Raw genomic sequence first — 12,539 nt, forward strand, 5'->3', positions numbered from 1 at the left:
AGAGGCATTTGTATGAAAATTGATTTACCTAGAATCTCACCTGATCGATCGACTAAGAAGTTCCATGATATCTTTTATGAAGAGGATTCCATGCTAGAAATGTGCACTATTGTAGATTCTGTGTTTGAAAATGAAGTGGTTGATCGGGTGCGGATAGCGAATGCGGTGGTGAAAAATTGCAGGTTCAACCAAACGGATTTCGGTAATGGCGATTTTACGGACGTGTGTTTTGAGAACTGTGATTTTTCAAATGTCAACTTGAGTAAAGCTTCTATTCATCGTGTGGAATTTAAAAATTGTAAGCTGGTCGGTGTGAATTTTACGGAGTCGAGCTTTGGTAATGTAGGCTTCACAGATTCGGTGCTAAATCTGGCGACCTTCGGAAATTCGAAGCTGGAGAAGGTTGTTTTTCAGGATGTTTCGTTAAGAAATACCGATTTCTATGATTGTAAGCTTAAGAAAGTGGATTATCAATCCTGTCAGTTGGATGGTGCCAACTTTGACCAAACATCATTAAAAGGAATCGATATTAGTTCCTCTGTCTTTGAAACCATCACGGTTTCCATGGAGAAACTAGTCGGATGCAAGGTATCCTCTCACCAGGCGATTCAGTTTGCGGCATTGATGGGATTGGTTGTAAAGGAATAACATTTTGGGGACAGTCCCCCTGCGCTTTAACGCAGTGGGGGACTGTCCCCCTTTTTTATCATCCAGTTTCTCTTTTCCAATACCCAAAAAGGAATTTCCTCGAAAAATGTAGAATGCAATAAAAGACATGTATAAAAGACATGTATTTTGAATGAAGGGGATTCTGATGGAATTAATAGCTATTAAACAAAATATTAAAAGGTCTTTATTATCATTACCGTATCGGGTTAAATTAGTTCTCGTCTTCTCACTACTAATTTTGATTACTGCAACCCTTCTTGGAAGTATTACTTATTATCAGGTTGCGAAATCAAGCCAGGAACGTACAGAGGAATATCAAATCCAATTAGCCGATCAAATAAATAGAAATTTGGATCGATATCTAAAAGAAATGCAAATCATTTCATTATCTCCCCTCTACAATCAAGATGTCATGGATACTTTAAAAAATCATCAAACACAGAGTAATAAGACTATGTTTCCACCTGCAAATGAAAGAATCACGTTATGGCGATATATCTCTAGTTTTATTCATATGAGAGATGAGATTAAAGGAATCCATATAATGGCCAATGATGGAACCATTTTTAGTAATTTAGATTCCAATACTGTTATGTTAAAAGTATTTGAAACGAATAATGAATGGGTAGGAAAAATTAAAAAGGCTGATGGAGAATGGGTGTTACTTCCCCTCCATAAACCTAATTATTATTTACGAAAAGACGTCACGGTTTTTTCTGTTGCTAGGCTTATTAGGGACCCGGCATCCTATAAACCACTTGGCATTATAAAAATCGATTTAAAACAAGAGTTAATACAAGAAATTTTAAGTAAGACTAATAAATCAAGCCGCATTTTTATTCTGAACAAAGAAAATCAATTCATTTATCCAACTAAAAAAGATAAACTCCTTGGAAACTCTATCTTGTCTGAAATTAAAATGTTCAAAGAAAACAATCATATGAAAATTCCAATTGATGGAGTTAACTATTTGGTAGTATTTAATGAATCACCCTATTCAGGAGTTAAGACGATTATGTTAACTCCAAGTGCAGTTATATTAAGTGAAGTGAACCACCTACGTAAAGTGGTTTTCATGGTCGTTTTAATAGGCATTTTAATCTCCTTTCTATTAGGTTTTATTTTATCGAAGCCCCTGGTAGGATCCATCCATAAATTAAGAAGGGCTATGGAAAATGTAGAGAAAGGCAATCTGGATCAAAGAGTTTCTATCCAATCGTATGATGAAATAGGCAAGCTTGGAAAAGGCTTCAATCATATGATTAACGAAATTGACCGTCTTGTTTCAGAGGTATATAAAACTGGTTTACGTGAGAAGGAAGCTGAGATCAAGGCATTGCAAAGTCAAATGAATCCTCATTTCCTATACAACACATTAGAGACCATCAATATGCTTGCTATAACAAAGGGAAATTTAGAAGTTTCCGATATGGTCTCATCTCTTGGCAGATTATTAAGATATACCGTTGATAATTCTTCTAAAATTGTAACCTTAAATGAGGAATTGTCTTTTATTCATTCATATATAGCGATTCAGAGAGTTAGAATGGGGGAGGAACTTCAATATGATGAAGAAGTTGAGTCATCCTTACGTGATGTACTCATCCCAAAACTAGTTTTACAGCCGTTGGTTGAGAATGCCATCATACATGGGCTTTTTGGACAAGGAGGACGAATTGTTATTAAAGCATCTATTGAAAATCATCTTATAGTGATCGTGATAAAGGATAATGGAAGGGGAGTAACGGCTGAAAAGTTAGAGGATCTAAAGAAGACATTGGAAACAGGACAATCTAAGCCAACGAAGAACCATAATGGGATAGCTATGCCAAATGTTCATGAAAGAATACAGCTGTTATATGGAAAACAGTACGGAATAGAAGTAGAAAGTCAAGAACAAAATGGATGTTCCGTTACTCTAAAAATGCCTATTCAACGAAGGGGGTCAGAGATCATTGAAAGAGATATTAATTGTTGAAGATGAAGCTATTATTAGACAAGGTCTTAAAGTTTTACTTGAACAGGTTATGGGCGGTTTTCAAGTCATCGAAGCAAAAAGCGGTGAAGAAGGAATTCTAATTTTCCACCAGAGAATTCCGCATTTAATTGTGACCGATATCCGTATGGGGGGAATGGATGGTCTTAGCTTTATTTCAAAAGTAAGACAAATATCCAAGGAAGTGCCGATCATCATTTTAAGCGGACATAGTGATTTTGAGTATGCAAGAACAGCGATGCGTTATGGAATAACTGATTATCTTTTAAAGCCGATAAATCGGGTTGAACTGTCTGAAGCCATTTCCAACATCTTTAGAGAGACCAGGGAAGAAAGTACGAATGTTTCCAAACAATTTCAAGAGATTCTTCAATTTATTGACGATCATTTAGGTGGAGAAATTACATTAAAGCATATTGCGGATCATGTGTACTTGAATCCACAATATGTTGGCCACTTATTTAAATCAGAGTTAGGAACAACTTTTACAGAATACATTACGGAAGAGCGCTTAAAAAGGGCAAAAAAATTATTAAAAGGAACTAATTTAAAAGTATATGAGGTTGCTCAGCTTTCAGGCTATAAAAGCCCAAAACACTTTATGACAGTATTTAAAATGGAAACTGGAATGACACCAGTAGAGTTTCGGAAATTTTCTTAATGTTTCAAAAGTATAAGATTAGCGAACTATTTCTATTTCTGAGAGGATATTTTTTTAATGCTTTCCTCCTTAAAATGAAATACAAAGGGAGGTAATCAAATGATAAAAAAGCTTGGAATTATTTTTTTAGCCATTCTTTTGGTAGCGTTTTCAACTGCGTGTAATAAGGATACTGAAAAGACTGCTTCAAATGCTGGAGGATCAAAGGCTAAGGATGAGCCGGTAGATTTGACCTTTATGATGTGGGGGAATGAGGCACACCAAGAGGTTTATAACCAGTTAATCGCAAAATTTAATGAAACTCATCCAAATATCAAGGTGAAAATGGAAAGTGTTCCTTTCCCGGATTATCAACAGAAAATCACCGTATTAGCGGCAGGTAAAGAATTACCTGATGTGGGATGGGTAGCAGAGCGAATGGTTCCGCAATTCATGCAAAACGGAATTTTAGAAGATGTTTCTTCCTTTAAAAAGGATAAAGATTATGACATGAATGACTTCTTCCCGTCAACTTTGGATTTGTTTGAGAAGGATAAAAAATTATATGGCATTCCTTTCTCAACACCGCCAATGGTTTTATTTTATAACAAGGATTTGTTCGTAAAGGTGGGAGAAAAAACGCCAAACGAACATGTGCAAGCTGGAACATGGAATTGGGAGCAATTTGAGAAATCTGCCAAAGCTATTTCATCAAACGGTGTTTACGGGGCTAACTTCTTCCGTGACTGGAATACGTGGATTGCCTTATTATCGCACACTTGGGGTTATGGCGGCGACTTATTTAATAAGGATCAAACAAAGTTTGCATGGAATAGTCCAGAGGGTGTAAACACACTTAAAATGCTGGATCGTATGATGTTTAAAGATGCATCACATCCAAAAGCAGGCGAGCAAGTAAGCTTTGAGTCTGGAAAAATTGGTATGTTCTTTGATGTATATAGTTATGTTTCTCGTGCTCGTGAAGTGAAAGATTTTGCATGGGATATCGCTCCACTTCCAGAAGGACCTGAAGGAAGATTTCCAATGCTGGGGCAAGCAGGATATGGATTATTTAAAGGTTCGAAGCATCCTGAAGAAGCAAAAGAGCTTCTAAAATTCTTTACTAGCAAAGAGGGTATTAAAGCGACCTCTACTTACTTTGTACCCCCACGTGAATCTGTTATTAGTTCAGATGACTTTGTCAATCAGCCAAATAATCCGCCAGTAGAAAGTATTCAAAGAGCAGTTATTGATGAAATGGACAATGCCAGATTGCAAGCCGGGCATGTAGAGTGGCAAAAAATTGATAATGCGATCCAATTTGGTTTTGATGAATTGTTTGGGCAACTGAAAAAGCCAGAAGACATATTAAAAGATATGGAAGCAAAAATTAATCCATTATTGAAGAAATAATTTGAGGTGCGGTTAACCCTTTAAAGGATTAACCGCATCCCTTTTACTAGGGGTGTGAAAATTTGAGTTCTTCATTAAAACAATTAGTAGAAAAAAACAAATTAACCTTAATCGTGAGTTTGCCAGAAAACAGATTGGATCTCGCAAAAGCAGCCATTGATTCTGGTGTTGATGCTATTAAATTGCACGTGAATGTGGATCATCGTGCATCAGGCAATCAATTTGGTTCCATTCACTCCTATGAGGAGGTTTTTCGCAGTATTAGAAAAGAATTTTCTGGGCCTCTTGGAATTGTCCCTGGCGGTTCATTTGAACATATAAAACGGAGTGAAATGGATCAATTAATTGATATAGGTTTTAATTTCTATTCTGTCTATGCTCATCATCAGCCGAGTTGGATGATTCAGCTCAACCATATTGAAAAAACTTTTGCTATTTCAAATGAATATAGTTTTAGCCAATTAGATGAGGTCAAGCATCTTGGAGTATCTGCCCTGGAAGCTTCCATTGTTCCGGGAAAAGAATATGGAAGTCCTCTGACCTTTAAAGATGTCCTTGCTTATAATGCACTTGTTAAAAGAGTCGATGTACCTGTACTGGTTCCGTCTCAAAGAAAGATCGAGAAATTTGATATTCCGTTGCTTTATAGGACTGGGATAAAAGCCGTTATGTTAGGGGCGATAGTGGTTGGAAATACGGAAGATAGTATGAAAAGAGCCATATCCTCTTTTAGAGAGGCTATTGATTCATTGTAAAGGAGGCAGGGGAGTTGGAAGCAAATCTAAAGGTAACAAAGGAACTACCTATGAAGAGAAGGCGAAGGGGTTTTTATAGAAGTGAAGCTTTTTACGGCTATTTGTTTATAAGCCCAATGGTACTTGGATTTTTCGTAGTCATGTTCATTCCTTTTGTTTATTCCGTTTATATGAGTTTAACAGATTGGCAGCTTCTGGGTGATCCTAATTTTATAGGCAGCGAAAATTATCAACGTCTAGTAAATGACCCTGACTTTTGGGAAGTCTTAAAAAATACGCTCCTATTTTCTGGTGGGCTCGTTCCTATCAATATTGTGATTGCTTTATTACTGGCACTGCTGTTGCAACGTAATTTACCAGGTATCGGATTATTCCGAACGGCGATTTTTATTCCGGTTATGACATCTATTGTTGTATGGTCGATTATTTGGAAATACATGTTTGGGACAGAAGAGGGGTTTATCAACCAAATACTAGCAGCTATTGGTATTGATGGACCTGCATGGTTGTATGACCCAGACCTTGCAATGAGTGCCGTTATTTTTGTCAGTGCTTTAAAGAATGTTGGATTAAATATGGTTTTATTCTTAGCCGCTCTACAACAAGTTGATAAAAATCTTTATGAAGCCTCCTATCTCGACGGAGCAAATAAATTAAAACAATTTTGGCATGTTACCCTTCCCATGATTACACCAACGGTTTTTTTAACACTAATTTTAACCGTCATTGGATCAATGAAGGTTTTCGGGCAGATTTATGTGATGACGGGTGGCGGTCCTGGAAATCACACAAAGGTACTAGTTTATTATATCTGGGAAAATGCCTTCAAATTATTTGATTTTGGCTATGCTTCTGCCATTGCCATTGTTTTATTTATCATAATCTTATTCTTTACACTTATCCAATGGATTGTGAGAAAAAGGTGGGTTTTCCATGAACAATAAGAAGAGAAATGGGATTTTTACGAAAATATCTTTTTACGGAATTTTAACTATCATTTCCTTGATCATGCTTGTGCCGTTTTTATGGATGATCAACACATCATTTAAGGATTCAACGAAAATATTTACATTCCAATTATTCCCTAAGCCGTTTAGGTGGGAGAACTATCTTGAGGTACTACAATCTACACCATTTCATCTATTTTATTTTAATAGTTTTTACATTGCCGTATTAGTAACGATTGGTACGATTTTTTTCGGCTCATTAGCCGGCTATGCCTTCGCAAAATTAAAGTTTAGAGGAAGTTCATTACTGTTTTTATGTTTATTAAGTACGATGATGATTCCTGTAGAAGTGATTACCATTCCCCTTTTCTTGTTTATGAGAGATTTAGGATTTATCAATACCCATGTCCCATTAATCGCTATTCCTATCTTAGGTCCAGCGGGGGTGTTTGGGGTTTTCGTTATGAGGCAATTTTTCTTATTGGTACCTAAAGAATTAGAAGAGGCTGCTAAGTTAGATGGATGCTCCTACTTTCGAATCTATTGGAATATTATGCTTCCTCTTGCCAAACCAGCGATTGCCACGCTAACGATCTTCACCTTTTTAACAAGCTGGAATGAGTTTTATGAGCCTCTCATTTACATTAATTCGAAAGAGCTGATGACCTTACCATTAGCTTTGGCGCTATTTACCGATGAGGTAGGTACAAAATGGGAGTTACTGATGAGCGCGTCTGTCATGGCAACCGTGCCATTGTTAGTTATCTTCTTCTTTGCGCAAAAGCAGTTTATTGAAGGAGTTACGATGACCGGTGGGAAATAATCAATTTTAGTAGAAAAGGATGTGTCTAGTTTGAAGACTGAATTAACTTTTGATGTGGTGGTGGCAGGCGGAGGTCCTGCGGGCATAAATGCAGCCATTGCTTCAGGCAGAGCCGGAGCCAAAACACTGCTTATTGAAAGGTATGGTTTTTTAGGAGGTATGTCAACGATCGCACTTGTCTATCCGTGGATGACCTTTCATACTTATTCGGGGAAACAAGTAATTAAAGGAATTGCTCAAGAAATTGTCGATCGGTTAATGGGAATAAACGGTTCACCAGGTCATTTACGTGATACGGTGGGATTCACCTATTCCGTGACTCCCTATCATCCGGAAAAATATAAGCTTTTGGCATTAGACATGCTTGAAGAAGCTGGTGTGGAAGTACTCGTTCATAGTTTTGTAGATAATGTTGAGATGGAAGGGAATCTGATTACGTCGCTTCATCTGACCACAAAGTCCGGTCCCATTCGTATTTTTTCGAAGAGATTTATTGATACAACAGGGGATGCGGACGTCGCTTACCTTTCTGGGGCTCCTTGTTTAAAAGGAAGAGACCAGGATCACAAAACACAGCCTATGACCATGAAATTCCGTATGAGGGGTGTAGACCTTGAAAAGGTAAGGGAATCGATGAAGGCCAATCCAACTAATTTTTACAGGAAAACTCCCATTGATCTATTAGATGATATACCATTAACAGGCGTTCAGGGCTTTTATAAGGAATGGAATGAATCTGGCGTACCGATTAATCGGGACCAAGTCCTCTTTTTTGCAGGACCGGAGGAGGATGAGGTCCTTGTTAATTGTACTCGCGTACAGGGCTTAGACGGAACAAATGTGTTTGATTTATCAGCGGGGGAAAGAGAAGGCAGAAAACAAGTACTGATGATGGCGGAGTTTTTACAAAAGAAAATTCCAGGCTTTGAAAAAGCATCGATCTCAGCAGTTGGTTCTCAAATAGGTATCCGAGAAACACGCCGTATTGATGGACAATATGCACTGTCCATTGAGGATGTAGTGGAAGGCAGGAAATTTGAAGATACCATAGCGCTTAGCGGCTACCCAATTGATATACATGATCCAAGTGGTAAAGGAGTTCAAGCTAAGGACATCGAAGGTGATGGCAGCTACGGCATCCCGTATCGATGCCTCGTACCAAAACAAATTGATAATTTATTGGTAGCAGGGAGGTGCATTTCAACTAGTCATGAGGCATTAGCAACCACTAGACTTACACCGAGCGCAATGGCAACAGGCCAAGCTGCAGGAACAGCTGCAGCCCTTTCGATAACTGATCATGTTGCACCAAAAGACGTTAATATCACCAAGCTAAAAAAACAATTAGCAGATAATGGGGTAGTTCTTTAAGCATGTCTCAAGTTAGGTCATTTAAAGGAGGAATATGGTGAAACGTTTGAGAAGATTATTTTCAATAAGCATTGCTGTCCTTTTACTTTTTAGTTCTGTGGGTATGATTCAAGCTGCGGAGGAAAAGAAGGAATTAGCTACTCTTCTATTGGTTCCACTAGATGATCGACCAGCCAATACTTACTTTCCTCAGCAAGTGGGACATTCAGCTGGTGTAAATGTAGTTGTTCCACCAAAAGGTATGATTGGTTACTTCACTGAACCAGGTAATGGTGATGAAATTAGCAAATGGGTCTTGGACAACGCAGACAAGGCGGATGGATTTGTTATTTCTACGAGTATGCTTGCCTATGGAGGCCTGGTGGCTTCACGAACAGGTGTCAAATCCTTAGAAGATTCCCTTAGGGATATTCAGGTCATTAAAAAGTTGAAGGAATTATATCCGAATAAGCCTGTATATGTATATGATACGATCCAAAGGCTTGCCGTTACAGCTATTAGCGATGAGTATGTAAAATATTATTCCCTCATTAGTGAATGGGCTATTTTGTACGACAAGGTTGTTAACCTAGGAATGGAGGGTAAAGAAAGACTTGATGAACTTGAGTCAATCATTCCTGCAGCTGTTTTAGATGATTACAAGAAAGCTAGAGCAAGAAATCACACAATTAACCAACTAATGATTGATTGGGTTGATCAAGGGTATATAGATAATTTAATTCTAGCTCAGGATGATGCTGCTCCTTATGGACTGCACCGTGCTGAGAGAGAACAGTTACTAGCAAAAGTCAATGAGCTTCAGGTTCAGGATCAAGTATCTGTTTTTCCCGGCGCAGATGAAGTAGGTGTGGTATTTATATCTCGTTTCGTTAACCATTTCTTTCATACTTCACCAAAGTTCTTTGTAGAATATGGAGGTATCCATGGAAAAGAATGGATTGCTCCTTTTGAAGATACTACTTTTGATTACAATGTTCAAAAACATATTCACTCAGCAGGGGGCACTATCGTAGATAACGAAGAACAAGCTGATATTCATCTCTTGTTAAATACACCTTCTGCTAGTGATTCAACAAGAGCAGAAGATATAGACTGGTTGGTTAATAGAACAAAAGAATTAATTGCACATGGTAAGCAGGTTGCTATTGGAGATGTTCTATTGGTCAATAAAGCAGATGAAGAATTTGTAATGAAACTTGCTCATTCGGTAGACCTTACAAAGATCTTATCCTATAGCGGCTGGAATACTGCTGGGAATGCTCTTGGAATTACTGTGGGTCATGCAGCAGCACGTCTTGCCTTTTTAAATCAAACAGCCGGGTTTGGAGTTCCTCTATATGAACAAACAGCAAAGGCACATTATGAATTTTTACTCCACAGGTTTGCTAAAGATCAAGGGTACAAAAATGTAGTCCATCCAGCGGCAAGAGCCTACATTCAACAAATAGGAGCAAGTGAATGGTCCCTGGGAGATAAATATGACTTAGTAAACAATTTTGTTAAAGAAAAACTGACAAAGGAAACAGAAAACTGGTATCAATATTTTGATGGTAAGCAGGTATACATTGGTTCAAGAGGAACTAAAGATTTTTATAAAAAGATTTCTTCATTAGAAAGTGTCCATGTAAAATTACCTTGGCCACGAATCTTTGAAGCCGAGCTTGAGCCTAAATTAGAATTAAATTAGTATAGATTCCTTAACTAGGGGACAGTCCCCCTTTTTTGTTTTTATTTTGTAAAGTTGGGTAATTATCAAAGAAAAACTGTATGTTATGGGGGCTTTGATGAATTTGCATAATGGGGAATTGTTTTGGGAGACAACGGAAGAAAAGGAGCTAAACTTCCCTCGACGGGACATCGATGACTATTACGATGTCATTATTATTGGAGGCGGAATGTCTGGAGCCTTGTGTGCTTATACACTGGAAAGGGAAGGACTAAAAATAGTCGTTGTTGACAAAGGGAAGATGGGGGAAGGTAGTACCCTGGCCAATACGGGGTTATTGCAATTCTCCAATGACATCATGCTTCATGAATTGATTGAACAGATCGGTGAAGAAAACGCTGTGCTTTTTTATAAAAAATGCCTTGAAGCCGTCAATCTACTGTAAGCCGTTTCGGTAACATTAGATATACCAAGTGATTTTATCCGAAGGAAAAGTCTCTATTTTGCCAGTGAAGACATGTCAAAAAGATCAAACAGGAATATGAGGTATTAGCCAAAAACGGGTTCAGTGTCGACTATTGGACCAGTGCGGATATAGAAAACCATTTCCCTTTCTCCAAGCTGGCAGCTCTTATGATGGCAGGTGACGCGGAAGTCAATCCTTATCAATTTAACCGAGGAATCATCGATTATCTAAACAAGAGAAACGTCCACTTATTTGAATGTGTAGATGTAAATGATGTTGCGGAGACAGTGGTTGGTGTAGAGGTCCACACCTCCTTAGGCCGTTTCTATGGAAACCATGTTATCGTCGCCACTGGTTATGATGAACCGCCATTATTAGTGAAAAACCGATTAGACCTTAACCGTTCCTACGCTATTGCCACAGACCCCATTGGTGATCTTTCAGTATGGGAAAATCAAGCGCTGATTTGGGAAACAAAACGTCCGTATTTATATCTAAGAACGATTGCAGATGGGCGGATTATTGCAGGAGGGTTAGATGAGGATCGACCGAAGACAGCACCGAGCGAAGAATGGATTTCCAACCGGGCGCAGCAACTAAAACGAGAAGTGGAGAAGTTGTTCCCTATGTTGAAGGTTAGCGTTGCTTATGAATGGGGAGCCCTCTTTGGTGAATCGATTGATAATCTACCTTTCATAGGTAAGCACCCTTCCAAAAATCGCATCTATTACTTGTTAGGGTACGGAGGAAATGGAACGGTTTATAGTATGCTAGGATCGTTTCTATTGAGAGATTTAATTCTAAAGCGACCAAACCGATTTACGGAGATTGTGAAGCTGGATCGGTAGAGAGTTTTTTTTAGAAGAATAGCTCTATTAAAAAAGCCACTAGAATAATTCTAGTGGCTTAAAAAATCATGTAGTTTTCTTGGTCTTCAATGATACGATAAGGGGCTCCTGTTCCATACAATATTCCAACAAGACGATTTTTCCTTCACTCTCTAAAGTTTTCGCTAAATGAATGAGGTCTTCGCATTCTTCCGTTGTTGAAATAGAAGATATTTTCACCTCACCATTACTCTCGGTAATTAGGTCTAAAAGGTCTTCCTTTTTCATTTGCTCACCCCCATTCATCTAATTACACTACTAATACCCGCTAAGCATTTGTTTTAATCTACTTTTTTGTAGTAAACAGGGTAGTTCGATTTTTAAGAGGTGGTTTTTTGACTTTTAAGTTCATTGACCAAGGTTCTCGATTCTATTTAATAAATTTGTTACTTCATTTACCGTCGTAAAAATTTGTGAGTTCTCTAACTTATCCAACGCCAAATGTCCGTCTTGTAACACTTGATTGATTTCATCGAGTAGCTGTTCATTTTTTACCACTAGTTCTTGATGGAGATCTTTTGCTATAGAAGGGACGTCGTTGATTTTAATAAAGTTTTCTATATCCTGTTTGAGGTTGACTAATTTAGTTTCAAGTTCTTTCTGAACCGCTACATCGTTGGCGGCATTCTGGAGCAATTGAGGAGCTTCTTCTGCAAAGGTATTTAATTTATTAATATGGTCAGTGGCTTGATTTACATAGTCAATGGAATTATTCACTTCACCTAGAAATGAGCATGCGCTTAACAAAATTGAGACCGCAATGATAAGAAAAAAATGGATTCTCTTCATACCTGACTCCTTTCTTAAATTAACTACTTATGTATGATACGAAATAAATTAAGAAAGGTTTCATGAATGGTGAGGGACAGTCCCCCGGCGCTTTAACGCAGCGGGGGACTGTCCCTC

The 12,539-nt window shown here is 38.0% G+C and carries 13 protein-coding genes; 11 read left to right on the forward strand and 2 right to left on the reverse strand.

The features are described from left to right. Positions 1-12 precede the first annotated feature (12 nt). From AA0X95_RS05565 to AA0X95_RS05615, 11 genes are all read left to right on the forward strand, one after another. Positions 13-648: a pentapeptide repeat-containing protein gene (locus AA0X95_RS05565; RefSeq protein ID WP_413306336.1), complete on the forward strand. Its 636-nt coding sequence runs from the start codon at positions 13-15 to the stop codon at positions 646-648. 166 nt (positions 649-814) lie between these two features. Next, positions 815-2,647, forward strand: coding sequence for a sensor histidine kinase (locus tag AA0X95_RS05570; RefSeq protein WP_413306339.1), 1,833 nt, complete (start codon positions 815-817; stop codon positions 2,645-2,647). Continuing rightward, positions 2,625-3,326: a response regulator transcription factor gene (locus AA0X95_RS05575; RefSeq protein ID WP_413306342.1), complete on the forward strand. Its 702-nt coding sequence runs from the start codon at positions 2,625-2,627 to the stop codon at positions 3,324-3,326. Before AA0X95_RS05570 ends, AA0X95_RS05575 begins: the two co-directional genes overlap by 23 nt. A gap of 99 nt (positions 3,327-3,425) precedes the next feature. Further along, positions 3,426-4,718, forward strand: a complete 1,293-nt coding sequence (locus tag AA0X95_RS05580) for an ABC transporter substrate-binding protein (protein ID WP_413306347.1) — start codon at positions 3,426-3,428, stop codon at positions 4,716-4,718. A 62-nt stretch (positions 4,719-4,780) separates the two neighbouring features. Continuing rightward, a complete protein-coding gene (locus AA0X95_RS05585) occupies positions 4,781-5,473 on the forward strand; it encodes a hypothetical protein (RefSeq protein ID WP_413306350.1) in 693 nt (230 codons plus the stop codon). Between the two features lie 14 nt (positions 5,474-5,487). Next, positions 5,488-6,417, forward strand: a complete 930-nt coding sequence (locus AA0X95_RS05590; RefSeq protein ID WP_413306352.1) for a carbohydrate ABC transporter permease — start codon at positions 5,488-5,490, stop codon at positions 6,415-6,417. Then, positions 6,407-7,243: a carbohydrate ABC transporter permease gene (locus AA0X95_RS05595; protein ID WP_413306355.1), complete on the forward strand. Its 837-nt coding sequence runs from the start codon at positions 6,407-6,409 to the stop codon at positions 7,241-7,243. Before AA0X95_RS05590 ends, AA0X95_RS05595 begins: the two co-directional genes overlap by 11 nt. A 30-nt stretch (positions 7,244-7,273) precedes the next feature. Next, entirely contained in the window at positions 7,274-8,614 is a 1,341-nt protein-coding gene (locus AA0X95_RS05600; protein WP_413306358.1) for an FAD-dependent oxidoreductase, read from the forward strand. Between the two features lie 34 nt (positions 8,615-8,648). Beyond that, positions 8,649-10,301, forward strand: a complete 1,653-nt coding sequence (locus AA0X95_RS05605) for a DUF4127 family protein (RefSeq protein WP_413306361.1) — start codon at positions 8,649-8,651, stop codon at positions 10,299-10,301. Between the two features lie 97 nt (positions 10,302-10,398). Then, complete coding sequence (locus AA0X95_RS05610; protein ID WP_413306364.1) at positions 10,399-10,725, forward strand: FAD-dependent oxidoreductase; 327 nt, start codon at positions 10,399-10,401, stop codon at positions 10,723-10,725. Between the two features lie 83 nt (positions 10,726-10,808). Next, a complete protein-coding gene (locus AA0X95_RS05615; protein WP_413309863.1) occupies positions 10,809-11,594 on the forward strand; it encodes an NAD(P)/FAD-dependent oxidoreductase in 786 nt (261 codons plus the stop codon). A 66-nt stretch (positions 11,595-11,660) separates the two neighbouring features. Here the strand turns inward: AA0X95_RS05615 and AA0X95_RS05620 are convergent, their stop codons facing one another. Both AA0X95_RS05620 and AA0X95_RS05625 read right to left on the reverse strand, forming a co-directional pair. Beyond that, positions 11,661-11,861, reverse strand: a complete 201-nt coding sequence (locus AA0X95_RS05620; protein WP_413306367.1) for a hypothetical protein — start codon at positions 11,859-11,861, stop codon at positions 11,661-11,663. 120 nt (positions 11,862-11,981) lie between these two features. Further along, positions 11,982-12,422: a DUF6376 family protein gene (locus AA0X95_RS05625; protein WP_413306370.1), complete on the reverse strand. Its 441-nt coding sequence runs from the start codon at positions 12,420-12,422 to the stop codon at positions 11,982-11,984. Positions 12,423-12,539: the final 117 nt, after the last annotated feature.

This window comes from Neobacillus phoenicis (genome assembly GCF_047302305.1).
Taxonomy (GTDB): Bacteria; Bacillota; Bacilli; order Bacillales; family Cytobacillaceae; genus Neobacillus.